The organism is Phaeovulum vinaykumarii (genome assembly GCF_900156695.1).
Classification (GTDB): domain Bacteria; phylum Pseudomonadota; class Alphaproteobacteria; order Rhodobacterales; family Rhodobacteraceae; genus Bieblia_A; species Bieblia_A vinaykumarii.
In genome coordinates this window covers 20425-46029 of the sequence record NZ_FTOM01000008.1, presented here as the reverse complement: position 1 = coordinate 46029, position 25605 = coordinate 20425, and the positions used below count along the sequence as shown (strand labels likewise).

General features: G+C 67.8%; 22 protein-coding genes. 16 read left to right on the top strand and 6 right to left on the bottom strand.

Annotated features, from left to right (window positions below; translation table 11 throughout):
• Positions 1-38 precede the first annotated feature (38 nt).
• From ade to BW949_RS13685, 8 genes are all read left to right on the top strand, one after another.
• Positions 39-1841 carry an adenine deaminase gene (ade, locus tag BW949_RS13720; RefSeq protein ID WP_076367064.1) on the top strand — a complete coding sequence of 601 codons (1803 nt, stop codon included), beginning with the start codon at positions 39-41 and terminating at the stop codon, positions 1839-1841.
• Positions 1838-3319, top strand: a complete 1482-nt coding sequence (locus BW949_RS13715) for an AMP nucleosidase (protein ID WP_076367062.1) — start codon at positions 1838-1840, stop codon at positions 3317-3319. The genes ade and BW949_RS13715 overlap by 4 nt, the downstream gene beginning before the upstream one ends.
• A gap of 163 nt (positions 3320-3482) precedes the next feature.
• On the top strand, positions 3483-3770 hold the full coding sequence (locus BW949_RS13710) for an HU family DNA-binding protein (RefSeq protein WP_076367060.1): 288 nt from the start codon (positions 3483-3485) through the stop codon (positions 3768-3770).
• 197 nt (positions 3771-3967) lie between these two features.
• Complete coding sequence (locus BW949_RS13705; RefSeq protein WP_076367058.1) at positions 3968-5806, top strand: extracellular solute-binding protein; 1839 nt, start codon at positions 3968-3970, stop codon at positions 5804-5806.
• Positions 5807-5840: 34 nt separating this feature from the next.
• Positions 5841-6992 carry a microcin C ABC transporter permease YejB gene (locus tag BW949_RS13700; protein ID WP_076367056.1) on the top strand — a complete coding sequence of 384 codons (1152 nt, stop codon included), beginning with the start codon at positions 5841-5843 and terminating at the stop codon, positions 6990-6992.
• On the top strand, positions 6992-8098 hold the full coding sequence (locus BW949_RS13695) for an ABC transporter permease (RefSeq protein WP_076367054.1): 1107 nt from the start codon (positions 6992-6994) through the stop codon (positions 8096-8098). Before BW949_RS13700 ends, BW949_RS13695 begins: the two co-directional genes overlap by 1 nt.
• A complete protein-coding gene (locus BW949_RS13690; RefSeq protein WP_076367052.1) occupies positions 8095-9702 on the top strand; it encodes an ABC transporter ATP-binding protein in 1608 nt (535 codons plus the stop codon). The genes BW949_RS13695 and BW949_RS13690 overlap by 4 nt, the downstream gene beginning before the upstream one ends.
• Positions 9699-10916: a glycosyltransferase gene (locus BW949_RS13685; RefSeq protein ID WP_076367050.1), complete on the top strand. Its 1218-nt coding sequence runs from the start codon at positions 9699-9701 to the stop codon at positions 10914-10916. The genes BW949_RS13690 and BW949_RS13685 overlap by 4 nt, the downstream gene beginning before the upstream one ends.
• A gap of 48 nt (positions 10917-10964) precedes the next feature.
• Here the strand turns inward: BW949_RS13685 and BW949_RS17670 are convergent, their stop codons facing one another.
• Positions 10965-13250 (bottom strand): calcium-binding protein, encoded by a 2286-nt coding sequence (locus BW949_RS17670; RefSeq protein ID WP_076367048.1) that lies wholly within the window; start codon positions 13248-13250, stop codon positions 10965-10967.
• Positions 13251-13407: 157 nt separating this feature from the next.
• Entirely contained in the window at positions 13408-14148 is a 741-nt protein-coding gene (locus BW949_RS13675) for an N-formylglutamate amidohydrolase (RefSeq protein ID WP_076367046.1), read from the bottom strand.
• A gap of 131 nt (positions 14149-14279) precedes the next feature.
• Here BW949_RS13675 and pyk point away from each other — a divergent pair, with 131 nt between their 5' ends.
• From pyk to pheT, 7 genes are all read left to right on the top strand, one after another.
• Positions 14280-15725: a pyruvate kinase gene (gene pyk / locus BW949_RS13670; protein WP_076367044.1), complete on the top strand. Its 1446-nt coding sequence runs from the start codon at positions 14280-14282 to the stop codon at positions 15723-15725.
• A 35-nt stretch (positions 15726-15760) separates the two neighbouring features.
• The gene (locus tag BW949_RS13665; RefSeq protein WP_076367042.1) at positions 15761-15991 is read left to right on the top strand and encodes a hypothetical protein; all 231 of its coding nucleotides are present in this window, start codon (positions 15761-15763) and stop codon (positions 15989-15991) included.
• Positions 15992-16149: 158 nt separating this feature from the next.
• Positions 16150-16350, top strand: coding sequence for a 50S ribosomal protein L35 (rpmI, locus tag BW949_RS13660; protein WP_076367040.1), 201 nt, complete (start codon positions 16150-16152; stop codon positions 16348-16350).
• Positions 16351-16365: 15 nt separating this feature from the next.
• The gene (gene rplT / locus BW949_RS13655) at positions 16366-16731 is read left to right on the top strand and encodes a 50S ribosomal protein L20 (RefSeq protein ID WP_076367038.1); all 366 of its coding nucleotides are present in this window, start codon (positions 16366-16368) and stop codon (positions 16729-16731) included.
• A 121-nt stretch (positions 16732-16852) separates the two neighbouring features.
• Positions 16853-17938: a phenylalanine--tRNA ligase subunit alpha gene (gene pheS, locus BW949_RS13650; RefSeq protein WP_076367036.1), complete on the top strand. Its 1086-nt coding sequence runs from the start codon at positions 16853-16855 to the stop codon at positions 17936-17938.
• The gene (locus tag BW949_RS13645; RefSeq protein WP_076367034.1) at positions 17935-18285 is read left to right on the top strand and encodes a DUF2513 domain-containing protein; all 351 of its coding nucleotides are present in this window, start codon (positions 17935-17937) and stop codon (positions 18283-18285) included. The genes pheS and BW949_RS13645 overlap by 4 nt, the downstream gene beginning before the upstream one ends.
• Positions 18282-20690, top strand: a complete 2409-nt coding sequence (pheT, locus tag BW949_RS13640) for a phenylalanine--tRNA ligase subunit beta (RefSeq protein WP_076367032.1) — start codon at positions 18282-18284, stop codon at positions 20688-20690. Before BW949_RS13645 ends, pheT begins: the two co-directional genes overlap by 4 nt.
• A gap of 57 nt (positions 20691-20747) precedes the next feature.
• Here pheT and BW949_RS13635 read toward each other — a convergent pair whose 3' ends face one another.
• The 3 genes from BW949_RS13635 to BW949_RS13625 are packed head-to-tail and all read right to left on the bottom strand — an operon-like array spanning position 20748 to position 23805.
• Entirely contained in the window at positions 20748-21569 is an 822-nt protein-coding gene (locus BW949_RS13635) for an HTD2 family dehydratase (protein WP_076367030.1), read from the bottom strand.
• Positions 21566-22657 (bottom strand): CaiB/BaiF CoA transferase family protein, encoded by a 1092-nt coding sequence (locus tag BW949_RS13630; protein WP_076367028.1) that lies wholly within the window; start codon positions 22655-22657, stop codon positions 21566-21568. The genes BW949_RS13635 and BW949_RS13630 overlap by 4 nt, the downstream gene beginning before the upstream one ends.
• Positions 22657-23805: an acyl-CoA dehydrogenase family protein gene (locus BW949_RS13625; protein WP_076367026.1), complete on the bottom strand. Its 1149-nt coding sequence runs from the start codon at positions 23803-23805 to the stop codon at positions 22657-22659. The genes BW949_RS13630 and BW949_RS13625 overlap by 1 nt, the downstream gene beginning before the upstream one ends.
• Positions 23806-23974: 169 nt before the next feature.
• Between BW949_RS13625 and BW949_RS13620 the strand changes: the two genes are divergently transcribed.
• Entirely contained in the window at positions 23975-24643 is a 669-nt protein-coding gene (locus tag BW949_RS13620) for a class I SAM-dependent methyltransferase (RefSeq protein WP_076367024.1), read from the top strand.
• A 9-nt stretch (positions 24644-24652) separates the two neighbouring features.
• Here BW949_RS13620 and BW949_RS13615 read toward each other — a convergent pair whose 3' ends face one another.
• The gene (locus BW949_RS13615; RefSeq protein WP_076367022.1) at positions 24653-25582 is read right to left on the bottom strand and encodes a LysR family transcriptional regulator; all 930 of its coding nucleotides are present in this window, start codon (positions 25580-25582) and stop codon (positions 24653-24655) included.
• Between the last annotated feature and the right edge of the window lie 23 nt (positions 25583-25605).

Here is a 25605-nt window from a genome sequence, read left to right as displayed (position 1 = left end):
TCACTTGCCTGCGGGCGGGCGTGGTGCGACCCTTTGGCATGGAACACGCGAACATTCTGAAAAGCTGGCCCGAGGCCGCGCCGCGCCTGATCGCCGTCGCCGCGGGCCGCGAGGCGGCCGACCTTGTCATTCGTGGCGGGCGGCTGGTCAATGTCCACACGCGCGAGGTGCTTGACGGCTGGCAGGTGGCCGTGGCCGAGGGCCGTTTCGCCTATGTCGGCCCCGATGCCGGGCATTGCATCGGCCCGCAGACGCAGGTGATCGAGGCCGAGGGGCGCTATCTGATCCCCGGCCTGTGCGACGCGCATATGCATATCGAAAGCGGGATGCTGACGCCTGCGGAATTCGCCGCCGCGGTGATCCCGCATGGCACCACGACCATGTTCACCGACCCCCACGAGATCGCCAATGTGCTGGGCCTTGCGGGCGTGCGGATGATGCATGACGAGGCCGCGCTTCAGCCGATCAACATCTTCACGCAGATGCCCTCCTGCGCGCCCTCGGCGCCGGGGCTCGAGACCACGGGCCACGAGATCACCCCCGCCGACGTGGCCGAGGCGATGACCTGGCCCGGCATCATCGGTCTGGGCGAGATGATGAACTTTCCCGGCGTGATCGGGGCCGATCCGAAGATGCTGGCCGAGATCGGCGCGACGCAGGCCGCGGGCAAGACCGTGGGCGGGCATTACGCCAGCCCCGATCTGGGCCCGGCCTTTGCCGCCTATGCCGCGGGCGGGCCTGCCGACGACCACGAAGGCACCTGCGAGGCCGATGCCATCGCCCGCGTGCGGCTGGGCATGGCTGCGATGATGCGGCTGGGCAGCGCCTGGTATGACGTGAAATCCCAGATCACCGCGGTGACCGAAAAGGGGCTCGATCCGCGCGGCTTCATCCTGTGCACCGACGATTGCCATTCCGGCACGCTGGTCCACGAGGGCCACATGAACCGCGTCCTGCGCCATGCCATCGACTGCGGTGCCGATCCGCTGGTGGCGCTTCAGATGTGCACGATCAACACCGCCACCCATTTCGGCCTTGCGCGCGAGCTGGGCTCGATCGCGCCGGGGCGGCGGGCCGATCTGATCCTGACCTCGGATCTGCGCACGCTGCCGATCGAACAGGTGATCGCGCGCGGGCGCATCGTGGCGACGGACGGACGGCTGATGGTGGACTGCCCGCATTACGACTGGCCCGCGCATGTCCGTGCCACGGTGCGGCTGGGCCGGCAGTTGACCGCGCCGGATTTCGAGATCGTGGCCCCGGCGGGCGCCCGGCGCGTCACCGCCCGCGTGATCGGCGTGCTCGAGAACCAGGCCCCCACCCGCGCCCTGAGCGCCGAGATGGAGGTGACCGACGGCTGCGTCGGCCCCGATCCCGCGCGCGACATTGCCCAGATCGCGCTGGTCGAGCGGCACCGCGCCACGGGGAAGGTGACCAATGGCCTGGTGTCGGGCTTTGGCTACCGCGGGCGGATGGCCATGGCCTCGACCGTGGCGCATGACAGCCACCACATGATCGTGGTGGGCACCGACTGCGCGCTGATGGCGGCGGCAGCCAACCGCCTGGGCGAGACCGGCGGCGGCATCACCGTCTGGAAGGACGGCGCCGAGATCGCGCATGTCGCGCTGCCCATCGCCGGGCTGATGTCGGACGCGCCGGCCGCCCAGGTCGCCCGCGACGCCGCGCGCATGGTCGCGGCGATGGCCGAATGTGGATGCACGCTCAATAACGCCTACATGCAACATAGCCTGCTGGCCCTGGTGGTGATCCCGGAATTGCGGATCTCGGATCTGGGGCTGGTGGATGTCACCCGATTTGAACTGACGGATCTTTTCGCATGAATTCTGCCGACCCTCTGACGGTTGCCAGCCCGCCGCCGGCGCCGATGGAACCTTTCACCGATGCCGGGGCCGCGGTGGCGCGGCTCTGCGCGCTCTACGAGGAAGCGACGGGCTTTCTGGCGCAGGCCTTCTCGCGCGCGGCCGAGGGGCTGCGCCCCGAGACCCGCCAGCGCGCCTTCTACCCGCAGGTGCGCATCACCACCGCCAGCCACACCAAGTCCGACAGCCGCCTGGCCTTCGGTCATGTCGCCGAGCCGGGCACCTACAGCGCCACGATCACGCGCCCGGACCTGTTTCGCAACTATCTGACCCAGCAGTTGGATCTTCTGATCCGCGCGCATGGCGTGCCGGTCGAGGTGGGTTCCTCGCAGACGCCGATCCCGGTGCATTTCGCCGTGGCCTCGCGCGCGGATCTGACCATCCCGCAGGAGGGGGTTCTGGACTATTCGCTGCGCGATGTCTTCGACGTGCCGGACCTGGCCTCGATGAACGACGATATCGTGAACGGCACCGCCGGGCCGAACCCCGACGGCTCGGGGCATCTGGCGCCCTTCACCGCGCAACGGGTGGATTATTCGCTGGCGCGGCTGGCCCATTACACCGCCACCCGGCCCGAGCATTTCCAGAACCACGTCCTGTTCACCAACTACCAGTTCTACGTCGAGGAATTCGAGGCGCTGGCCCGCGCGGCGCTGGGCGATCCGGCCTCGGGCTACAGCGAATTCGTGGGGCCGGGCGACCAGTCGATCACCGCGCCCGACCAGCACCTTCCGGTGCCCGCCAAGCTGCCGCAGATGCCCAGCTATCACCTCAAGCGCCCGGACGGGCAGGGGGTCACGCTGGTCAACATCGGGGTGGGGCCGTCGAACGCCAAGACCGCCACCGACCATATTGCGGTGCTGCGCCCGCATGCCTGGCTGATGGTGGGTCATTGCGCGGGGCTGCGCAATTCGCAGCGGCTGGGCGATTACGTTCTGGCCCATGCCTATCTGCGCGAGGATCACGTTCTGGACGACGACCTGCCGGTCTGGGTGCCGATCCCGGCGCTGGCCGAGATCCAGATCGCGCTTCAGGAAGCCGTGGCCGAGGTCACGCGCCTCGAGGGCTATGACCTGAAGCGGATCATGCGCACCGGCACCGTGGCCACGATCGACAACCGCAACTGGGAGTTGCGCGACCAGTCCGGCCCGGTCCAGCGGCTGAGCCAGTCGCGCGCCGTCGCGCTGGACATGGAAAGCGCCACCATCGCGGCCAACGGCTTCCGCTTCCGGGTGCCCTATGGCACGCTGTTGTGCGTGTCCGACAAGCCGCTTCACGGCGAGCTGAAACTGCCCGGCATGGCGACCGAATTCTACCGCACCCAGGTCGCCAGCCACCTGCGGATCGGGGTGCGCGCAATGGAGAAGTTGCGCGACATGCCGCTTGAGCGCATCCACAGCCGCAAGCTGCGCAGCTTCGACGAAACCGCGTTTCTCTAGCCGTCTTCACCGTCAACGACGTGGCGCGAAAAAGTGCAGTCGCTGCGCGAAATCGCTTGCGTCGTTGGGGAAAACCGTGTGTTACAGGCCATCATGCCGCATCGGCGGCGGGACAGTTTTTCACATGCCCCGAACACAAGGGGCAGCGGAGAGGAGACAGAGAATGTCGAAACCGATGACCAAGACCCAGCTGGTGGCGGCCCTGGCCGAAGAGATGGGTTCCGACAAGAAAGCCGCCGCTGCCGCTCTCGACGCGATCGCCGCGATCGTGACGCGCGAGGTTGCGGCCGGCGGCGCGGTCACTCTGCCGGGCATCGGGAAGGTCTCCTGCCGGGCGCGCCCCGAGCGCCAGGTCCGCAACCCTGCCACTGGCGAGACCATGATGAAGCCGGCCGACAAGCAGGTGAAGGTGACCATCGCCAAGACCCTGAAGGACAGCGTCAACGAATGATCCGTCGCCCGCATGGGCACCGGGATCTGACGGGGCCTCGCGCAAGCGGGGCCCTTTTTCATGGGCGAATTCGCCTTGCGCGTGTGCGCCCCGCGCCGATCCGGCGGGCAATTCCGCCGATCCGGCGCAATCGCGGCTTGAAGCGCGGCCATGCGCGGTCTTAGCTAGGACACACGACTTCAGGGGAGGCAGACGAGATGGCATCATGGATGCGCGGGCTGATCGTGGCGATGCTGACATTCTGGGCGGCGGTGGCGCAGGCCGAGGTGGTGATCCGCGCGCATGGCATCTCGACCTTCGGCGACCTGAAATACGGCCCCGATTTCGCGCATCTCGATTACGTCAACCCCGCGGCCCCCAAGGGCGGCGAGATCTCGGTCTGGGCGCCGGGGGGATTTGACAGCTTCAACCCCTACACGATCCGCGGCCGCGCGGCGGCCCTGTCCTCGGTGGTCCATGAATCGCTGCTGGCCGGCACCGCCGACGAGATCGGCGCGGCCTATGGCCTGCTGGCGGAGCGTCTCGAATATCCCGAAAGCCGCGACTGGGTGGTTTTTCACCTGCGCCCCGAGGCCCGCTTTTCCGACGGCAGCCCCGTCACCGCCGAGGATGTCCTGTTCTCGTATGAATTGCTGCGTGACAAGGGGCTGAGTTCGTTCCGCGCGGTGCTGTCCCAGCAGGTCGAGAGCGCCGAGGTGCTGGACCCGCTGTCGATCCGCTTCACCTTCAAGCCCGGCTATCCCCGCCGCGACCTGATCCAGCAGGTCGGGGGGCTGCCGGTCTTCTCGCGCGCCGATCACGACCGCCGCGGGCTGGATCTCGAACAGAGCCAGGACGCGCCCTTCCTGGGTTCGGGGCCCTATGTTCTGGACAGCGCCGACATGGGCCGGCGCGTGGTCTGGAAACGCAACCCCGAGTATTGGGGCCGCGATCTGCCGCTGAATGTGGGGCGCAACAATTTCGACCGCATCCGCATCGAGTATTTCGGCGATTACGAAGCCGCCTTCGAAGGGTTCAAGGCCGGGGCCTATACCTTCCGCAACGAGGCCTCGTCGCTGATCTGGGCGACCCGCTACGATTTCCCGGCGCTGGAAAAGGGCTGGGTTGTCCAGCGGATGCTGCCCGATGGCACCATCAGCACCGGGCAGAGCTTTGCCATCAACCTGCGCCGCGCGCGGTTCCAGGACATCCGCGTGCGCGAGGCGCTGGGGCTGATGTTCAATTTCGAATGGTCGAACGAGACGCTGTTCTACGGGCTTTACACGCGGACCACATCCTTCTGGGACAATTCGGAGCTGGCCGCGCAGGGCACGCCGTCCGAGGCCGAGCTGGCGCTTCTGCGCCCGCTGGCCGAGCAATTGCCCGACGGTGTGCTGCGCGATCCCGCGGTGATGCCGCCGGTGTCGGGCAAGCGCCAGCTTGACCGGGGCAACATGCGCAAGGCGGCCGCGCTTCTGGATGCGGCGGGCTGGGTCGTGGGCGATGACGGGCTGCGCCGCAACGCCGCCGGCGAGACCCTGCGCGTCGAGATCCTGAACGACAGCCAGACCTTCGACCGGGTCATCAACCCCTATGTCGAGAACCTGCGCCGGCTGGGCGTGGATGCGGTCCACACCCGCGTGGATGACGCCCAATACACCAACCGCGAGCGCAACCACGACTTTGACATGATCACCGCCCAGCTGGGTCAGGATTACATCCCCGGTGCGGGGCTCCAGCAATATTTCGGCTCGAATTCGGTGGGCGATGCCTTCAACGCCATGGGGCTGGCCGATCCGGCGGTCGATGCGCTGATCGCGCGGGTCGAGGCCGCGACGACGCGCGCGGAGATGACCGTCGCGGTCCATGCGCTGGACCGCGTGCTGCGGGCCTGGCGCTTCTGGGTGCCGCAATGGTTCAAGGCCCAGCATACGGTGGCCTACTACGACATGTATGAACACCCCGACCCGCTGCCGCCTTATGCGCTGGGCGCGTTGGACTTCTGGTGGTACAACGCCGAAAAGGCCGAAAAGCTGCGCGCCGCGGGCGCCTTCTGAGGGCCAGGCAGGAAAGAGCAGAGGCAGGACAGGCATGGGCGCCTATATCCTCCGGCGGCTGTTGCTGATCATCCCGACGCTGGTCGGGATCATGGTGGTGAACTTCGCGCTGACGCAATTCGTGCCCGGCGGGCCGATCGAGCAGATCATCGCCCGTGTCGAGGGCGAGGCCGACGTGTTCCGCAACATCGCCGGCGGGGGGGATGCGGGGATGCAGGCCCCCACGGGCGAGGACCGCTATGCCGGTGCCCGCGGTCTGCCGCCCGAGATGCTGGACGCGCTCGAGGTGCAGATGGGCTTTGCCCGCGTGGTCTGTGATCCCGATTTCGCGGGCCCGCCCGATCTGGCCGCCCCCGAATGCCGCAAGCAGACCATCGGCGCCGCGGAACGCTTCTTCATCATGATGGGCAATTATCTGCGCTTCGACTTCGGCGAGAGCTTTTTCCGCTCGATCCCGGTGGTCGATCTGGTGGCCGAGAAGATGCCCGTCTCGATCACGCTGGGGCTGTGGTCGACGCTGCTGGCCTATCTGATCTCGATCCCGCTGGGCATCCGCAAGGCGGTGCGGGATGGCACGCCCTTCGACACCTGGACCTCGGGGGCGATCATCGTCGGCTATGCCATTCCCGGCTTCCTGTTCGCGGTTCTGCTGATGGTGCTGTTTGCGGGCGGCAGCTATTGGAAGATATTCCCCCTGCGCGGGCTGACCTCGGACAATTGGGCCGAGCTGAGCCTGTGGGGCAAGGCGATCGACTATCTGTGGCATATCACGCTGCCGGTCGTGGCCTCGACCATCGCCAGCTTTGCCACGCTGACGCTGCTGACCAAGAATTCCTTTCTGGACGAGATCAACAAGCAATATGTCATCACCGCCCGCGCCAAGGGGCTGACGGAATCCCGCGTCCTTTACGGCCATGTGTTCCGCAACGCGATGCTGATCGTGATCGCGGGCTTTCCGTCGCTGTTCCTGGGGGTGTTCTTCGGCGCCTCGATCCTGATCGAGACGATCTTCTCGCTGGACGGGCTGGGCCGGCTGGGCTTCGAGGCGGCGGTGGCGCGCGATTATCCGGTGATCTTCGGCACGCTCTATGTCTTCGGGCTGATGGGGCTGGTCGTGGGGATCCTGTCGGACCTGATGTATGTCTTCGTGGATCCGCGCATCGACTTCGAGCGGAGGGCCGGCTGATGGCGCTTTCGCCGCTCAACGCGCGCCGCTGGCGCAACTTCAAGGCCAACCGCCGGGCGTTCTGGTCGCTGTGGATCTTTCTGGTGCTGTTCGTCGTGTCGATGCTGGCCGAGATCGTGGCCAACGACAAGCCGATCCTGGTCAGCTATCGCGGCGAATGGTTCGTGCCGGCCTATCGCTTCTACCCCGAGACCGCCTTCGGCGGCGATTTCGCCACCGAGGCGATCTACCGCGACGAGGCCGTGCAATGCCTGATCGTGACCGGCGGACGGCAGGAATGCTGGGACGCCCCCGAGGAGGTGATGGCCGAGGCGCGTTCGACCGGCGCGGTCGACGGCACGCCGGTCGAGCGCGGCTGGATGCTGTGGCCGCCGATCCCCTATCATTATCGCACCATCAACAACGTGGGCACCGCGCCCTCGGCGCCCGATGCCGATCACTGGCTGGGCACCGATGACACCGCGCGCGACGTGGCCGCGCGGGTGATCTATGGCTTCCGCACCTCGATCCTGTTCACGCTGATCGTGACCTCGGTTGCCAGCGCGATCGGCATCGCCGCCGGCGCGGTGCAGGGCTATTTCGGTGGCCGGACCGACCTGATCTTCCAGCGCGCGCTCGAGATCTGGTCCTCGACGCCCTCGCTTTATGTCATCATCATCCTGTTCGCCATCCTGGGGCGCAGCTTCTGGCTTCTGGTCTTCGTGTCGATCCTGTTCGGCTGGCCGGCGCTGACGGGGGTGGTGCGGGCCGAATTCCTGCGCGCGCGCAACTTCGAATATGTGCGCGCGGCGCGGGCGCTGGGGGTGTCGGACCGGGTCATCATGTTTCGCCACATCCTGCCCAATGCGATGGTGGCCACGCTGACGCTGCTGCCCTTCGTGGTCACGGGGACGATCGCCTCGCTCGCCTCGCTCGATTATCTGGGCTATGGGCTGCCGTCCTCGGCGCCGTCGCTGGGCGAGCTTGCGCTTCAGGCCAAGCAGAACCTCCAGGCGCCGTGGCTGGCGTTCTCGGCCTTCTTCACCTTTGCGATCATGCTGTCGCTTCTGGTCTTCATCTTCGAGGGCGTGCGCGACGCCTTCGACCCCAGAAAGACCTTCGCATGAAGGACATGGCTTCCTCGCTCGTGCTCGATGTGTCGGATCTGCGCGTGGCCTTCCATCAGGATGGCAAGCGCATCGAGGCCGTTCGCGGCGTCTCCTTCGGGGTGGGGCGCGGCGAGACGGTTGCGCTGGTCGGCGAAAGCGGCTCGGGCAAGTCGGTGACGGCGCTGTCCACGGTGGCGCTTCTGGGGCGCAATGCCGAGGTCTCGGGCTCGATCCGCTATGCCGGCGCCGAGATGGTGGGCGCCGATGAAGCCCGCCTGCGCGCGGTGCGCGGCAATGACATCAGCTTCATCTTCCAGGAGCCGATGACCTCGCTCAACCCGCTGCACACGCTGGAAAAGCAGATCGGCGAAAGCCTCGCGCTGCATCAGGGGCTGACCGGCGAGGCCGCGCGCACCCGCATCATCGAGTTGCTGGCACGGGTGGGCATCGACGCGCCCGAGCGCCGGCTCAAGGATTATCCGCACCAGCTTTCGGGCGGGCAGCGTCAGCGCGTGATGATCGCCATGGCGCTGGCCAATGGCCCCGAACTGCTGATCGCCGACGAGCCGACCACCGCGCTCGATGTCACGATCCAGGCGCAGATCCTCGAGCTTCTGGCCGATCTCAAGCGCGCCGAGGGGATGAGCCTACTGTTCATCAGCCACGATCTTGGGGTGGTGCGGCGCATCGCGGACCGGGTCTGCGTGATGCAGGGCGGCGAGATCGTCGAGCAGGGCCCGGTCGAGCGTCTCTTTGCCGATCCGCAGCACCCCTACACGCGCAAGCTGCTGGCCGCCCAGCCGCAGGGCGGGGCCGATCCGGTGGCCCGTGACGCCGCAGAGGTGTTGCGCGCCGAAGGGCTGAAGGTCTGGTTCCCGATCCAGCGCGGGCTTTTGCGCAAGACCGTGGGCCATGTCCGCGCCGTCGAGGAGGCGGATCTGTCGGTGCGCGCGGGCGAGACGCTGGGCATCGTCGGCGAGAGCGGGTCGGGCAAGACCACGCTGGCGCTGGCGCTGATGCGGCTGATCGCCTCCGAGGGGCGCATCTCGTTTTGCGGCGAGGACATCTCGGCCCTGGGCGGGCGCGACCTGCGCCGGCTGCGCCGCGACATGCAGATCGTGTTCCAGGACCCGTTCGGCAGCCTCTCGCCGCGGATGACGGTCGAGGAGATCATCGCCGAAGGGCTGTCGGTCCACGGGGTCGAACCGGGCCGCAACCGCCGCGAGATGGTGGCCGAGATCATGGCCGAGACCGGGCTCGATCCGGCGGCGATGGCGCGCTATCCGCATGAATTCTCGGGCGGGCAGCGCCAGCGGATCGCCATTGCGCGGGCCATGATCCTGCGCCCCAGGGTGGTGGTTCTGGACGAGCCGACCTCGGCGCTGGACATGACCGTTCAGGTGCAGATCGTCGAGCTTCTGCGCGATCTGCAACGCCGGCACGGCCTGGCCTATCTGTTCATCAGCCACGACCTGCGCGTGGTGCGGGCGCTGTCGCACAAGCTGATGGTGATGAAATCCGGCCAGGTGGTCGAGGCGGGCCCCGCCGCCGAGATCTTTGCCGCGCCGCGCAGCGATTACACCCGTGCCCTGATGGCCGCAGCCCTGGGAGAGGCGCCTTGAAGATCCTGTTCGTTCACCAGAACTTTCCGGGGCAGTTTCCCCATCTGGCCCCGGCTCTGGCCCAGCGCGGCCACGAGGTGCTGGCCCTGACCGCCGAGTCGAACAACCGCCCCTCGCCGGTGAAGGTGGTCAAGTATCGCAACCCCGAGAAGGTCACGCTGTCCTCGCCGCTGACCCGGCTCTATGCCGAAAGCGCCGAACGCGGCATGCGGGCGGCGCTGGCTGCGCGCACCTTGCGCGACCGGCACGGCTATGTGCCCGACGTGATCGTGGGGCATTCGGGCTGGGGCGAGACGCTGTTTCTCAAGGAGGTCTGGCCCGAGGCGAAGCTGATCGTCTATGCCGAGCTGATGTATCAGACCACGGGGCTGGACACCGATTTCGACCCCGAATTCGCGCGCGACAATCTGGGAAGCCGCATCTCGACCACGGCGCGGGCGGCGCATCTGATCCAGTCGATGGTGCAGGCCGATGCCGGCCTGTCGCCCACCGAATTCCAGGCCGCGACCTTCCCGCCGGAGCTGCGCGCCAAGATCACCGTGATCCATGACGGGATCGACACCGACCGGCTGACGCCCGACCCCTCGGCCACGCTGGAGATCCCCGGCGGGCACACCTTCCGCGTCGGCGACGAGGTTCTGAGCTTCGTCAACCGCTCGCTCGAGCCCTATCGCGGCTATCACAGCTTCATGCGGGCGCTGCCGGGGGTGATGGCGGCCCGCCCCGAGGCGCATGTGGTCATCATCGGCGACGAGGGTCAGAGCTATGGCGCCGCGCCCAAGGACGGGATCAGCTGGAAGCAGCGGTTCCTGACCGAGGTGCAGGACCGGATCGACATGTCGCGGCTGCATTTCCTGGGCCGCGTGCCCTATCCCACCTATGTCAAGCTGCTGCATGTGGCGCGGGTGCACGCCTATCTGACCTATCCCTTCGTGCTGAGCTGGTCGCTGATGGAAAGCCTGGGCGCGGGGGCGCTGGTCGTGGCCTCGGACACCGGCCCCGTGCGCGAGATGATCCGCGACGGCGAGAACGGCCGGCTGGTCGATTTCTTCGACATCGAGGGCTGGTCGCGGGTGCTGACGGAATGCCTGGCCGAGCCCGAGCGTTTCGCGCCCTTGCGCGGGGCGGCGCGTGACGGCATCCGCGCGACCTATGACCTCAAGCGCGTCTGCCTGCCGAAGCTGGTCGATTTCGTGGAAAACGCCGGGCGCTGAGGCCCGGCGTTCGCGGCGGAAAAGGGGGGCGCGCGCAGCCCCCTGTCGTTAGACCAGATTGGCCAGCGCCGGGGTGGCCGAGGCCAGCGCGGTTTCGCTCATGGCGAAGACGCGGTTGGTGGCCACCGCATCGGGCTGGACCCCGGTCAGGATGGCGACGGTCGCGCCATTGGCCTGCACCAGCGTCGACAGCCCGTCGGCCGAGGCCGCGAAGCTGAGAACCGGCGTGGTCGGATAGGCGGTCTCGTCGTAGACCACGATCACCCCATCTTCGGTGGCGTCGTAATCCTGCACATGCACCCAGGCGTCCGAGCCGCTGTTGGCGGTATAGCTGACCACATAGGCATCGGCGTCGAGCCCGCCCCAGATGTAATCGCCGTGATCGCCATAGATCACGTCGGCGCCCGGTCCGCCGGACAGCACGTCGGGCGCGCCGTCCAGGCTGTCGTCGCCGGCCAGCGTGTCGTCGCCGCTGCCGCCCATCAGCGTGGCGTTGCCGTCCTGCTGGATCAGCACGTCGGCGCCATCGTCGCCGTTCAGGGCGATGCTCTCGGCCGTGGGGGCGCCGGTGTTCACGTCGGTGATGGTGTCATTGCCGTCGCCGCCGAAGATCGTGTCGGACCCGCTGCCGGTGGTGCCGTCATAGGTGTCGTTGCCCTCGCCCAGATAGACCAGGTCGTTGCCGGCGTCGTCGGTGATCAGATCGTCGCCCCAGTAGCCGTCGAGCGTGTCATTGCCCGCGCCGCCGGTGATGGTGTCGTTGCCGGCCCCGCCGGTCAGCGCGTCATCGCCCGCCGTGCCGGTCAGGGTCTGGCCCACCGGGTTGGGGGCAACGCCCACCGGAACCAGGGTGATGTCGGACAGGTTCACCTCATCGGGGGCGACGCCGGTCAGCACGACCGCGGGCGCGCCGTCCAGGCGCACCAGCGTGCCGCCGCCGCTGGGGGTCCATTCCACGGTGACATCGGGCTGATACGAGGTCGCGTCGTAGCTGATCTCGATCGTGTCGGTGCCGGCAGTGTAATCGGTGATATGGCTCCAGGTGCCCGAGGCGCTGGCGGCGGTGACGCTGAGCGCGAAGGTATCCGCGCCCTCGCCGCCGGTCATCTGGTCGCCGTAATCGCCCGCGATCACGTCATCGCCCGCCCCGCCCAGAAGGACATCGGGCGCCGCGGCCGCGGTGGGGTCGTCGCTGGCCGACAGCGTGTCGTTGCCCGGCCCGCCGTCCAGCCAGTTCTGGCCCGCGTCGTCGGCCAGGGTGTCGTTGCCGTCGTCGCCCGTCAGCGTGTCGTCGCCGGCGCCGCTGGTGAGGGTGTCGTTGCCGGTGCCGCCCTGGACCACGTCGTTGCCGGTGTCGGTGGGCAGGGTGGAATAGATGTCGTTGCCCCCGCCCAGACGGGTGACGTCGTCGCCGTCGCCGTCCTGCACCACATCGTCGCCTGCGCCGGCCGCAACCACGTCATCGCCCGTGCCGGTGGTGATGGTGTCGGCGCCGTCGCCCGCGTCGATGATATTGTCGCCCTGCGTATCCACGATGCTGTCGTTGCCGCCCAGGGCCACGATCGCATCGGCGCCCGCGCCGCCGGTCAGGGTGTCGTTGCCTGCGGTGCCGGTGATCTCGTTGATGTCGTCGGGCATGTAGGGCATGGCCGAGATGTCGTCTATCGACACTTCTTCAAGCTGCCGGCTTTGCAGGATGAAGGCCACCTGATCGTCCATCTTGACCAGCGTGTCCTTGCCGTTGGCGGCCAGCTCCAGGGTGACGGCGCCGGAATGCATGGCGGGGTCATAGTCGATGAACAGCTGATCCTCGCCCTTGACGTAATCGGCCACCACCACGGATCGGGCGTCGGGGTTGTTATAGTCGTCCATGTCGACGCCGAAGATGTCGTTGCCGGCCCCGCCCCAGAGCGTGTCGCCGTCGTCGCCATAGATCACGTCGTCGCCGTTCTCGCCGCCGATCCGGTCGGCGCCGTCGCCGTCGTCGGGATCGTCCGAGGCGAATATGGTGTCGTTGCCGTCGCCGCCGTGGATCGTCGAGGCGCCGCCATCATCCACGATGACGTCATTGCCCGCACCGCCTTCCAGCAGGTCGGCCCCGGCGCTGTCGTAGATGATGTCGTTGCCGTCGCCGGCCTCGACCATGTCATCGCCGTCGCCGCCGGCGATGGTGTCATCCCCCTTGGAGCCTTCCAGGGTGTCGTTGCCGGCGGTGCCGTTCATCTCCTCGCCGTCGGAGGTGTGCGAGCTTCCCCCGTCATCGTCGGAAGTGTCGAAGAGGGTAGCAAGACCGCCCAGCATGGCGAGCGAGAACAACGTCATCAAGCCGATCATGGCGATCTCCGGCAGCAACAAGTTAACGCGCGGACAGTGCCCCCAGGTTAACCCGAAGGCAAGCAATTAGGCGGGAATGTGGTGCCCGGCGTCTGCCTGTCGGTGTGCGTGGAAACAATCCGGGGTGTTGCCGAAGATTGGTCTTGGGTGAGAAACTTCAGCGCGGCAGTTCGGCCAGCAGACGGGTCAGGAAGGGCGCCAGGATCGCCGCCCATTCGCGCTGCGACTCGGGCGTTGAAATCAGATCGTTGCGCAATTCGATCAGCACATTCGCCCGGCCTTGGCGCAGCGCATGGGTGTCGATGGAATCCCCCGGCAGATGGCCGGCATAGGGTTCGTTGTCGCCCACGCAATAGCCCGCCGCCCGCAGTGCCGCGATCAGCGGCAGCGCCAGGCGCGTGTCGGCGGGCGCATGAAGGATGCCGATCTGCCAGGGCCGCGGCGGCTGGGCGCGCAATTGCGGGGTGAAGGAATGGATCGCACAGATCGCCCGGTCGGGACGGGCGGCGGCCAGGGTCTCGTAGGCGGTGTGATAGGGGCGCCACAGACGGTCCAGACGTTCCGCGACGCCCGCCGCCGGGATGGCGCGATTGGCCGGGATGATCGTGCCGTCATAGAGCTGCATGACCAGCGTGGGGTCGCGTTCGCCGCGGTTGGGGTCGATCACCAGCCGCGAGAAATCCGCCCCGATCATCGGGCTGTCCAGGATCTCGGCCAGCGCCTGCGCCACCCCCAGCGCGCCGGGATCGAAGGCGATGTGGCGCGCCATGTCCGCCGCCGGCAACCCCAGGTCGCCGCCATTCACCCAGTCGGGCACGCGGTTCGTGGCATGGTCGCAGGTCACCAGCCAGCGTCCCGGCCGTTCGAGGCCCGCGCTCACGATCGGGTGTTCGGTCATCTTGCTGTAACCTTTCGGGTTGAATTGGGTTTCATTACCGCAGCGCAGCGTGGGGCGCCAGTTGCCCCCTGGGGCAATATGCGCGATAGAGAATGCATGTTAGCGCCGACACAACCGGAGAAAGAGGCAGGATGAGACGCCTTCGCAACGTCAAGATCGTGGCCACGCTGGGCCCGTCTTCAAGCGATTACGAAACGATCAAGGCGCTGTTCGCGGCGGGGGCGGACGTGTTCCGGCTCAACATGAGCCACGGCACGCATGACGATCACCGCGAACGCTATGACATCCTGCGCCGCATCGAGGAAGAGACCGGTCGCCCCATCGCCGTGCTGGCCGACCTTCAGGGGCCGAAGCTGCGCGTGGGCACCTTTGCCGTGGGCGCCGCCGATCTCGAGGAGGGCAACCTCTTCCGCTTCGACCTCAACCCCGCCGACGGCGATGGCCACCGCGTCTGCCTGCCCCACCCCGAGATCTTTGCCGCGCTGGTGCCGGGCACCACGCTTCTGGTCAACGACGGCAAGATCCGCCTGCGGGTCCAGGATTGCGGCCCCGAGTTCGCCGATTGCGTGGTGACGGTGGGCGGCACCATCTCGAACCGCAAGGGCGTGAACGTGCCCGATGTGGTGCTGCCGGTGGCGGCGCTGTCGGACAAGGACCGCGAAGATCTGGAATTCGCCTGCGAGATGGGCGTGGACTGGCTGGCGCTGTCTTTCGTGCAGCGCCCCGAGGATGTGATCGAGGCGCGCGAGCTGGCCCGCGGGCGTGCCGCGATCCTGTCCAAGATCGAGAAGCCGGCCGCGGTGAAGGCCTATCCCGAGATCCTGAAGGTGTCGGACGGGATCATGGTCGCGCGCGGCGATCTGGGGGTGGAACTGCCTGTTCATGCGGTGCCGCCGATCCAGAAGCAGCTGATCCGTGGTGCGCGCGCGGCCGCCAAGCCGGTGATCGTGGCCACGCAGATGCTCGAGAGCATGATCGAAAGCCCGATGCCCACCCGCGCCGAGGTCTCGGACGTGGCCACCGCCATCTACGAAGGCGCCGATGCGGTGATGCTGTCGGCGGAATCGGCGGCGGGGCGCTATCCGGTCGAGGCTGTGCGCACGATGGATTCCGTGGCCCAGTCGGTCGAGGATGACCCCACCTTCCGCGCCATCATCGAGGCCAGCCGCAACGCCGTGCGTCACACCGTGGCCGAAGGGATCGTGGCTGCCGCCCGCGAGATCGCCGAGACCACCGATGTCTCGGCCATCTGCTGCTATACCCAGTCGGGGCGCACGGTCGGGCTGGTGGCGCGCGAACGGCCCAAGGTGCCGGTGATCGCGCTGTCGCCCATCACCGACACGCTGCGCCGGCTGGCGCTGACCTGGGGCGTGCACACCGTGCGCTGCGAGGAAGTCGAGCGCTTCAAGATGGCCGTGGTCAACGCCGCCCGCGCCGCCCGCGACTTCGGCTTTGCCGACGAGACCCACCAGATCGTGGTCATCGCCGGGGTGCCCTTCAACGTGCAGGGCACGACCAACATCCTGCGCGTGGCCCCCTGCGATGAGCGTTTGATTTTCCGCACCGACCCGGAGTAACCTTAACGCCGGGTTAACAACCGGGTGTGACGGGTATGGAAAGTGATGTTTTTCTGGTGCTTGGGCTGGTGATCGCGGCGTTTTCGATTCCCGCGATGCTGTCCTCGCTGTCCGGAGGGCATTCGCCGCGGGGGGCGGCGGTGTCGATCGTGTCGGGCGGCTGCCTGATCCTGATGGCGATGGTCTCGAAGCCGGGCGGCTATGCGCCCGACGACGTGCCCGATGTCTTTGCGCGCGTGGTGCAGCGCGCCGTTGCCGAGATCTGAGCGCGCGCGCAGCGCCGGAACGGCCGGGGCCGCCCTTCGGGGCGGTTTCTTTCTTGCCAAAGGGTCCGCTGGCGTGTATGGCGCACGCTCCAAACCCGCGCGTCCGGCCGGTGTGGCATGCCGAGTCGCGCGATAACCGCCTCTGAAAGGAGATGGAAATGCCCAAGATGAAGACCAAGTCCGCTGCGAAAAAGCGGTTCAAGTTCACCGCCTCTGGCAAGGTGAAAGTGGGCCCCGCCGGCAAGCGGCACGGCATGATCAAGCGCACGCCGAAGTTCATCCGCGAGACCGCGGGCACGATGGTCCTGGCCGATTGCGACGCCAAGATCGTCAAGAAATACATGCCCTATAACCGCTAAGGGGGAGGCTCGCACATGGCACGCGTCAAATCCGGCAAGGTCACTCACGCCGCCCACCGCAAGGTCATCAAGAAGGCCAAGGGCTATTATTCCGCACGCTCGCGCAACTTCCGCACGGCCACGCAGGCCGTCGACAAGGCGATGCAATACGCCACGCGCGACCGCAAGCAGCGCAAGCGCAACTTCCGCGCGCTGTGGATCCAGCGGATCAACGCCGCCGTCCGCGCGCTGGACGCCGAGATGACCTATTCGCGTTTCATCAACCTGCTGTCGCTGGCCGGCATCGAGGTTGACCGCAAGGTTCTGGCCGATCTGGCCATCAACGAACCCGAGGCCTTTGCCGCCATCCTGGAAAAGGCCAAGGCCGCGCAGGCCGCCTGATTTCCCGACATCGGGACGATCGACACCCGCGCAGGCCCCGGCCTGTGCGGGTTTTTCTTTGCATGCTTGCATTCGCGCCGCCCTCTGGCTAGCACGGGCGCGACTTCAGGAGAGGGACGACATGGCCGACGATCTCGACGCGCTGCTGAGCCGGTATCTGGACGCGATCAGGGAGGCCGCGGACGAAGCCGCGCTGGAAGCCATCCGGGTGGGGGCGCTGGGCAAGAAGGGCGAGATCAGCCTGAAGATGCGCGAACTGGGCAAGATGGCCGCCGACGAGCGTCAGGCCGCCGGTGCCCGGCTCAACGCGCTCAAGGACGAGATCGACGCGGCGCTGCGCGCGCGCAAGGCCGCGCTGGCCGATGCCGCGCTCGAGGCGCGCCTGGCCGCCGAATGGCTGGATGTCACGCTGCCCGCCCGTCCGCGCCGCACCGGCACCATCCACCCCGTGTCCCAGGTCATGGACGAGATCACCGCGATCTTCGCCGACATGGGCTTTGCCGTGGCCGAGGGTCCGCAGGTCGAAAGCGACTGGTTCAACTTCGACGCGCTCAACATCGCGCCCGAACATCCCGCGCGCCAGGAACACGACACCTTCTTCATGGCGCGCGATCCGGCCGACCCGCGCCCGCCGCATGTGCTGCGCACCCACACGAGCCCGGTGCAGATCCGCGCCATGCAGGCCCAGGGCGCGCCCATCCGCGTGATCGCGCCGGGCCGCGTCTACCGCATGGACATGGACCAGACCCACACGCCGATGTTCCACCAGGTCGAGGGGCTGGCCATCGGCCGCGACATCTCGATGGCGAACCTCAAATGGGTGCTGGAAGAATTCTGCCGCAGCTTCTTCGAGGTGCCGGACGTCGAGCTGCGCTTCCGCGCCAGCCACTTCCCCTTCACCGAACCTTCGGCCGAGGTGGACATCCGCTGCTCGTGGGAGGGCGGCCAGCTCAAGATCGGGCAGGGCAACGACTGGATGGAGATCCTGGGCTCGGGCATGGTGCACCCCAAGGTGCTGGCCGCCGCGGGCGTCAACCCCGACGAATTCCAGGGCTTTGCCTTCGGCATGGGCATCGACCGTCTGGCCATGCTGAAATACGGCATCCCCGACCTGCGCGCCTTCTTCGAAAGCGACCTGCGCTGGCTGAAACATTATGGCTTCAGTGCGCTGGACCTGCCGACGGTGTTCGGGGGGCTTAGCCGGTGAAGCGGGACGATGAATATATCCGAGAGCTTCTGTTCAAGTATGAAGCCGACGAGGATTGGCTACTATTCATGCCCGGATTAACGAAGGACGACGACGCAGAGTGGAATGAGCGCGGGCACGTTCACCTGATGATAGACGAAGGTCTGGTGGCGCCAGTGGGCAAGCATGGGATGCGCCTTACTTCCGCGGGCCACGATTACCTTGATGCCATCAGAAATGACGGCATCTGGGAGAAGACCAAGGAAGGCGCCGCTGCCGTCGGCGGCGCTACCTTGGGTATGATGAAAGACATTGCCGTTGCTTATCTGAAACAGGCAGCCGCCGAAAAGCTGGGGATCACGCTATGAAATTCACCCTCTCCTGGCTGAAAGACCATCTCGAAACCGACGCCTCGGTCGAGGAGATCGCCGCGGCGCTGACCGATCTTGGCCTCGAGGTCGAGGAGGTCGTGAACCCCGCCGCGAAGCTGGCGCCCTTCACGCTGGCGCGCGTGGTCCATGCCGAACAGCACCCCGATGCCGACAAGCTGCGCGTCTGCCGGGTCGAGACCGACGAGGGCGAGAAGCAGATCGTCTGCGGCGCCCCCAATGCGCGCGCCGGCATCACCGTGGTCCTGTGCAAGCCCGGCGATTATGTCCCCGGCATCGACGTGACGCTGGGCGTGGGCAAGATCCGCGGCGTCGAGAGCCACGGCATGATGGCCTCGGAACGCGAGCTGGAACTGTCGGACGAACATGACGGCATCATCGAATTGCCCTCGGGCAAGGTGGGTGATCGTTTCGTGGACTGGCTGGCCGAGAACCGCCCCGACGCCGTGGATCCGGTGATCGACATCGCCATCACCCCCAACCGCCCCGATGCGCTGGGCGTGCGCGGCGTGGCGCGCGATCTGGCGGCGCGCGGGCTGGGGCGGCTCAAGCCGCTCGAGATCACGCCGGTGCCGGGCGGCTTTGACAGCCCGATCAAGGTGCAGATCGACGACAGCCTGAAGCAGAAGGGCTGCCCCTATTTCACCGGGCGCCTGATCCGCGGCGTGACGAACGGCGAAAGCCCCGACTGGCTGAAGGCGCGGCTGACGGCGATCGGGCTGCGGCCGATCTCGGCGCTGGTCGATATCACCAACTTCTTCACCTATGACCTGAACCGCCCGCTGCACGTCTTCGACGCCGGCAAGGTCAAGGGCGATCTGCGCATCGTGCCCGCCCGCGGCGGCGAGGAGTTCCTGGCGCTGGACGGCAAGACTTATACCTTGCGCGCAGGTCAGATGGTGATCTGCGATGACGCCGGCCCCGAAAGCCTGGCCGGCGTGATGGGGGGCGAGCTGTCGGGCTGCACCGAGGACACGACCGACGTGTTCCTGGAAAGCGCCTATTGGGATCCGATCACCATTGCCGCCACGGGGCGCGCGCTCAAGATCAACTCGGACGCGCGCTATCGCTTCGAACGCGGCGTGGACCCGGACTTCACCCTTCCGGGGCTGGAGCTGGCCACGCAGATGGTGCTGGATCTCTGCGGCGGCGAGGCCTCCGCGGTGGTCTCGGACGGCGCCGTGCCCGACACGGGCCGCGCCTATCGGCTGGACCCGGCCCGCGTGCAACGTCTTGTCGGCATGGAGATTCCCGAAGCCACGCAACGCGCCACGCTCGAGTCGCTGGGCTTCACGCTGGACGGGGACATGGCGCATCCGCCGAGCTGGCGCCCCGATGTGCTGGGCGAGGCCGATCTGGTCGAGGAAGTGGCCCGCGTGGCCTCGCTGACCAAGCTGGAGGGCAAGCCCCTCGCGCGCGAGACGGTGGGCGTGCCCGGTCCGATCCTGATGCCGATGCAGGTGCGCGAGCGCATCGCGCGGCGCCAGATTGCGGCGCTGGGCTATAACGAATGCGTAACCTATTCCTTCATCGACGCGGGGGCCGCGGCGATGTTCGGCGGCGGGGCCGAGGCGACGCGGCTGGAAAACCCGATCTCGTCGGAAATGACGCATCTGCGGCCGGACCTTCTTCCGGGCCTTCTGCAAGCTGCGGCGCGCAACCAGGCGCGCGGGCAGGGCGAGATGGCGCTGTTCGAGGTGGGGCCGGTCTTCCACGGCGGCGAGCCGGGCGAGCAGCGTCTTCAGGCCGCGGGCCTTCTGGTCGGCGCCACGGCGGCGCGCGACCCCTGGGCCTCGCGCCGCGGGGTGGACGTGTTCGACGCCAAGGCCGATGCCGAGGCGGTTCTGGCCGCCGTGGGGGCGCCTGCGCGGATGCAGATCTCGCGCAAGCTCGATGGCTGGTGGCATCCCGGCCGCGCGGGCGTGATGGGGCTGGGGCCGAACCGGCTGGCCGTCTTCGGCGAGATCCATCCCCGCGTGCTGCGCGATCTGGGGCTCAAGGGGCCGGCGGTGGCCTTCAGCATCTGGCTCGAGAACGTGCCCTTCCCGAAGACGAAGACGCCCACGCGTCCGGCGCTGGTGCTGTCGGATCTTCAGGCGGTCGAGCGTGACTTTGCCTTCGTGGTGGATGCCGGTGTCGAGGCCAGCGTTCTGGTCAACGCCGCGCAGGGCGCCGACAAGGCCCTGATCGAGCGCGTGTCGGTCTTTGACGTCTTCGCCGGCGAGAAGGCCGAGGCGCAGATGGGCGCGGGCAAGAAATCCGTGGCTCTGGCCGTGCGCCTGCAACCGCGCGCGACCACGCTGACCGACAAGGAGATCGAGGCCGTCTGCGCCAAGGTCGTGGAAAAGGTCGGCAAGGCCAGCGGCGCGGTTCTGCGCGGCTGATCCCTGAAAATTCAGCTATTCCCGAAATTGAGAAAGGGCGCCGTGCGGCGCCCTTCTTCATTCCCAGAAGGCGCGGGCCTGCATGGCGATGGGCCCGCCTTCGGCCGCCGTCCAGAGCGCCAGCTCGCCCCCCTCCCAGTCCGCGTTGATCGAGATGGCGTCACCGTCGAAGAGGGGCGAGAGCGCGCGGAATTCGAACCGGGCAGGCGCGCGCCCCGCGATCCGTTCGGCGAATTGGCACAGCCAGGTGGCCTGCAACGGGCCATGCACGACAAGGCCGGGATAGCCCTCGACCTCGACCGTATGCGGGCGGTCGTAATGGATGCGGTGGCCGTTGAAGGTCAGCGCCGAATAGCGGAACAGAACCACCGCCGCGCCGTTGACGCCCTCGTGGAACGCGCCGCGCGGGGCGGGGTCGCCGCGGCGCGGGCCGGGGCGGCTGGCCGGGCGATAGACGATATCCTGGCGTTCCTCGATCGCCAGGGCGCCGTCGGTCTCGATCCGGTGATCGACGGTGACAAAGCACAGCGGCCCCGAGCGCCCCTCTTTCAGAACCACGTCGCGGATGGTGGAGTGCCGCGTGACATTATCGCTGGATTTCAAAGGCCTGTGAAAGGTGAAGGCGCCGCCGGCCCACATGCGGTTGGGCAACGCTACTGGCGGCAGGAAGCCACCGCGCGCGGGGTGACCGTCGGGGCCCAGCCGCGCCGTGGGCACCACCGGCGGCGCCAGGCACAGGTGGATCAGAAGCGGCGCGGTCCCTTCGGGCGTGGGCTGGTCGAGCGTGGCGCAGAGGCGCGCGATCAGATCCGGGCTCAGCCGTTCCTGGGCGCTATCGCTGCGGCCGATCCAGCGGCGCAGGTGGTCAAGGTCGATCATGGCACCTCTCCGATTGCGGGAACGGGGCCCAGCGCGCGGGCCGTGCCGTCGAACAGCGCGGGCGGCGCGGGGATCGCCACGGGGCCGGCCGGGGTGTCGACCTGCGCGCGGCGCAGATGCGGATGCGCCGAAAGGCCCGCCATGTCGTTGACGGCGGCAAAGGCGACATCGGCCGCAGCCAGTCGCGCCTCGAGCGCCGCGCCCTCGTGGCGGGCAAAGGCCGCCCGCACCAGCGCGTCGGTTTCGGCACGGTTCTGCACGCGCGCCACATTATTCTGAAACATCGGATCTTCCGCTAATTCCGGTTCTTCCAGAATTTCCCGGCAGAAAATCGTCCATTCCCGGTCGCTCTGGATCGAGATCAGGAACACCCTGCCATCGGCTGCGGCAAAGGCGCCATAGGGCGCGATCGAGGGATGCGACAGCCCGACCCGCGCGGGGGGCTGCCCGCCCTCGGCCTGAAGAAGCGGCACGGCCAGCCAATCGGCGATCACGTCGAACATCGACACCGCGATGTGACAGCCCCGCCCGGTGATGCCGCGCGCGATCAGCGCTTCGAGGATGGCGCTGTGCGCGGCCGCCCCGGTGGCGATATCGACCACCGAGATCCCCACGCGCGCGGGCGATTCGGGCCCGCCGGTGATCGAGGCCAGACCCGATTCGGCCTGGATCAGCAGGTCATAGGCCTTGCGTTCGGCCATCGGCCCCCCCTCGCCATAGCCCGAGATCGAACAGGCGATCAGCCGCGGATGACGCGCGCACAGCGCCGCCGGGTCCAACCCCATTCGCCCCATCGCACCCGGCTTGAGGTTCTGCACCAGCACGTCGGCACCCGCGATCATCTCGGCCAGATGCGCGCGGCCCTCGTCCTGCGCCAGATCCAGCACATGGCTTTCCTTGCCGCGGTTGAGCCAGACGAAATAGCTCGACTGCCCCCGGGCCACCGAATCATAGCCGCGCGCGAAATCCCCCGTAGGGCGCTCGATCTTGCAAACGCGCGCGCCCGCATCGGCCAGCCGCGCGGTGCAATAGGGCGCGGCGACGGCCTGTTCGACCGCAACGACATTCAGCCCTTCGAGCGGGCGCATCAATACGACCTCGGCAGGCCGAGCACATGTTCGGCCAGATAGGACAGGATCAGGTTGGTCGAGATGGGCGCGACCTGATAGAGGCGCGTCTCGCGGAACTTGCGCTCGATGTCGTATTCCTCGGCAAAGCCGAAGCCGCCGTGGGTTTGCAGGCAGGTCTCGCCCGCGGCCCAGCTGGCTTCGGCGGCCAGCATCTTGGCCATGTTGGCCTCGGCGCCGCAATTCTCGCCGGCCTCGAAGCGGCGCGCGGCCTCGGCCACCATCAGCTCGGCGGCGCGCATCTGCGCATAGGCGCGCGCGATGGGGAATTGCACGCCCTGATTCTGGCCGATGGGCCGGCCGAAGACGACGCGTTCATTGGCGTAATCGGTGGCCTTTTGCAAAAACCACTTGGCGTCCCCGATGCATTCCGCCGCGATCAGGATGCGTTCGGCGTTCATGCCCGACAGGATATAGCGGAAGCCCTTGCCTTCCTCGCCGATCAGGTTCTCGGCCGGCACGCGCACGTTGTCGAAGAAGACCTCGGTCGTGGAATGGTTCATCATCGCGCGGATGGGGCGGATGGTCAGCCCGTTCTCGCGCGCCTCGCGCATGTCGAGGATGAAGACCGACAGCCCGTCGGTGCGCTTGGCCACCTGGTCGCGGGGCGTGGTGCGCGCCAGCAGCAGCATCAGGTCGGAATGCTCGGCCCGGCTGGTCCAGACCTTCTGGCCGTTGACGACGTAATGATCGCCCTTCCGGACGGCGGTCGTGCGGATCGAGGTCGTGTCCGTGCCCGAGGTGGGCTCGGTCACGCCAAAGGCCTGAAGGCGCAGCTCGCCCGACGCGATGCCCGGCAGATAGCGGTCCTTCTGCGCCGGCGAGCCATGCCGCAGAAGCGCGCCCATGATATACATCTGCGCATGGCAGGCCGCGCCATTGGCGCCCGCGCGCTGGATTTCCTCGAGGATCGCGGCTGCGGCCGACAGCGGCAGGCCCGCGCCGCCGTATTCCTCGGGGACCAGCGCGGCCAGCCAGCCCGCGCGGGTCAGCGCCTCGACGAATTCGGTCGGATAGGCGCTTTCGCGGTCCTTCTGGCGCCAGTAGTCGGGCGCAAAGGTCGCACAGAGCCGCGCGACCTCGGTGCGGATGTCGTCATAGAGGTCCATGCGATCGTCCTTTCGGGTCCATTGCCTGTCCCTGCATAGCGGGGCAGGGGTGGTGCGGCCAAGATCGGCGTGGGATGGGGGTATAGAAAGTCGATATGGTCAGGGACAATCTGGCCACTTACCAACAGCGCCGCCCGGCATATGATCGGCCCAGATCAGGGAGAGAAAGATGACCCAAGCCGCCCCCCGCAATGCCTTTGACGTGATCGCCGATGTTCTGGACCCGCTGGCCGGGCGCCTTGTGCTGGACATCGGGGCGGGTTCGGGCGGGCTGGCGGCGCCGCTGACGCGGGCGGGCGCCGGTTGGGTGGGGGTTGATCCGCAGGAGGTGCCCAAGCCGCTGGCGCCGGTGGTGCGTGCCGGGGCCGAGGCGCTGCCCTTCTCGGATGGCGCCTTCGATGCCGCGCTTTTCGTCAATTCGCTGCACCATGTCCCCGAGGCGCTGATGGGCGCCGCGCTGGACGAAGCGGCCCGCGTCACCCGTGCCGGTGCCCCGATCGTGGTGATCGAGCCCATCGCCTCGGGGGCGCTGTCCGAGGTGCTGGCCGTCATCGACGACGAAACCCGGATCCGGGCGGCGGCCGAGGCGGCGGTGCAGGCCGCCGTGTCCGAGGGGCGGTTGGTCGAAACCCGTGCCTATTGCTATGACCGGCTGGAATTCACGCCGGATTTCAATTCCTTCGTGCATCGGGTCGTGTCGATCGAACCCGGCCGCAAGGCGCTGGCCGAGGCCCGCGCGCTCGAGCTGGAGGCCACCTTCATGGGTCGCGCCGCGCCGCATCCGCGCGGCTTTGCCTTGTCGCAGCCGATGCAGGTGCATGTGCTGCGCAAGCCCTGAGCGCAGGCGTCAGGCGTTCAGTCGCCAGCGCCCCGTCGCGGTCAGCTCCTCGAGCGTCTCGCGGCACACCCGTTCGACGGCCAGCGCGGCCTTGGTGGGCGGGCGCGCGGGTGTCAGCGCCAGATGGATCTGACGGCGGAGCGGCGGCGTGCCCAGCGGCCACCAGCGCAGGTGCCCCGAGGCGACCTCGGCCGAGATCGCATTGACCGGCAGCACCGAAAAGCCCAGCCCCTCAAGCACCAGGGCCTTGATTGCCTTGTAACTTTCGACCTCGACCACGCGGGTCAGGCGGGTGCCGCGGGCCTCGATCTCGGCGTCGAGAAGGACGCGCAGCCCGTGCGCCGGGCCGGGCAGGACCAGCGGCAGACCGGCCAGGCGGCCGGGGTCGAACGGCACATCGGGCAGGTCGGGCAAGGGCGCGGGGCGGGTGGTGGCGAACAGGCGCAATTCTTCGGACAGGACCGGCTGGGGCCGCAGCCCGCGCCCGCCCATCGGCATGTAGATCAGGCCCAGATCGACGCGCCCCTCGGCCAGCCAGCCGCGCACGAAACCCGACATCGCCTCGGCCACGCGCAGCCGCACCTTGGGAAACCGCCGGCGCATGGCCAGGACCAGCGGTGCGGCCAATAGCTCGGCCAGCGTGCCGGGCAGACCGATCTGCACCTCGCCCTCAGGGGCGGCGTCAAAGGCGCGCACGGCTGCCAAGGTGTCCTCGACCGCGTCCAGAAGGTGGCGCCCGCGTTCGCACAGAAGCCGACCCGCGTCGGTGGGGGTGACGCCGCGCGGACTGCGGACCAGAAGGCGGGTGCCCAGCTCGGCCTCCATGTTGCGCAGATGCAGCGACAGCGCCGGCTGGGCGATGTTCAGCCGCCGCGCCGCTGCCGAGACCGAGCCGTCCTCGACGATGGCGATGAAATAGCGAAATTGGCGAAGGTCCATGCTGGCATATAACATTTCTGTAT

What these genes read in the sequence shown, in the direction of transcription:
- BW949_RS13700 (WP_076367056.1), top strand. Translation starts at nt 5,841, where the DNA reads ATGGGCGCCTATATCCTCCGGCGGCTGTTGCTGATCATCCCGACGCTG.
- BW949_RS13705 (WP_076367058.1), top strand. Translation starts at nt 3,968, where the DNA reads ATGGCATCATGGATGCGCGGGCTGATCGTGGCGATGCTGACATTCTGG.
- BW949_RS13710 (WP_076367060.1), top strand. Translation starts at nt 3,483, where the DNA reads ATGTCGAAACCGATGACCAAGACCCAGCTGGTGGCGGCCCTGGCCGAA.
- BW949_RS13675 (WP_076367046.1), bottom strand. Translation starts at nt 14,148, where the DNA reads ATGACCGAACACCCGATCGTGAGCGCGGGCCTCGAACGGCCGGGACGC.
- BW949_RS13625 (WP_076367026.1), bottom strand. Translation starts at nt 23,805, where the DNA reads ATGGACCTCTATGACGACATCCGCACCGAGGTCGCGCGGCTCTGTGCG.
- BW949_RS13665 (WP_076367042.1), top strand. Translation starts at nt 15,761, where the DNA reads ATGGAAAGTGATGTTTTTCTGGTGCTTGGGCTGGTGATCGCGGCGTTT.
- BW949_RS13690 (WP_076367052.1), top strand. Translation starts at nt 8,095, where the DNA reads ATGAAGGACATGGCTTCCTCGCTCGTGCTCGATGTGTCGGATCTGCGC.
- BW949_RS13695 (WP_076367054.1), top strand. Translation starts at nt 6,992, where the DNA reads ATGGCGCTTTCGCCGCTCAACGCGCGCCGCTGGCGCAACTTCAAGGCC.
- rplT (WP_076367038.1), top strand. Translation starts at nt 16,366, where the DNA reads ATGGCACGCGTCAAATCCGGCAAGGTCACTCACGCCGCCCACCGCAAG.
- BW949_RS17670 (WP_076367048.1), bottom strand. Translation starts at nt 13,250, where the DNA reads ATGATCGGCTTGATGACGTTGTTCTCGCTCGCCATGCTGGGCGGTCTT.
- ade (WP_076367064.1), top strand. Translation starts at nt 39, where the DNA reads ATGGAACACGCGAACATTCTGAAAAGCTGGCCCGAGGCCGCGCCGCGC.
- pyk (WP_076367044.1), top strand. Translation starts at nt 14,280, where the DNA reads ATGAGACGCCTTCGCAACGTCAAGATCGTGGCCACGCTGGGCCCGTCT.
- BW949_RS13715 (WP_076367062.1), top strand. Translation starts at nt 1,838, where the DNA reads ATGAATTCTGCCGACCCTCTGACGGTTGCCAGCCCGCCGCCGGCGCCG.
- BW949_RS13635 (WP_076367030.1), bottom strand. Translation starts at nt 21,569, where the DNA reads ATGATCGACCTTGACCACCTGCGCCGCTGGATCGGCCGCAGCGATAGC.
- pheS (WP_076367036.1), top strand. Translation starts at nt 16,853, where the DNA reads ATGGCCGACGATCTCGACGCGCTGCTGAGCCGGTATCTGGACGCGATC.
- pheT (WP_076367032.1), top strand. Translation starts at nt 18,282, where the DNA reads ATGAAATTCACCCTCTCCTGGCTGAAAGACCATCTCGAAACCGACGCC.
- BW949_RS13630 (WP_076367028.1), bottom strand. Translation starts at nt 22,657, where the DNA reads ATGCGCCCGCTCGAAGGGCTGAATGTCGTTGCGGTCGAACAGGCCGTC.
- BW949_RS13620 (WP_076367024.1), top strand. Translation starts at nt 23,975, where the DNA reads ATGACCCAAGCCGCCCCCCGCAATGCCTTTGACGTGATCGCCGATGTT.
- rpmI (WP_076367040.1), top strand. Translation starts at nt 16,150, where the DNA reads ATGCCCAAGATGAAGACCAAGTCCGCTGCGAAAAAGCGGTTCAAGTTC.
- BW949_RS13615 (WP_076367022.1), bottom strand. Translation starts at nt 25,582, where the DNA reads ATGGACCTTCGCCAATTTCGCTATTTCATCGCCATCGTCGAGGACGGC.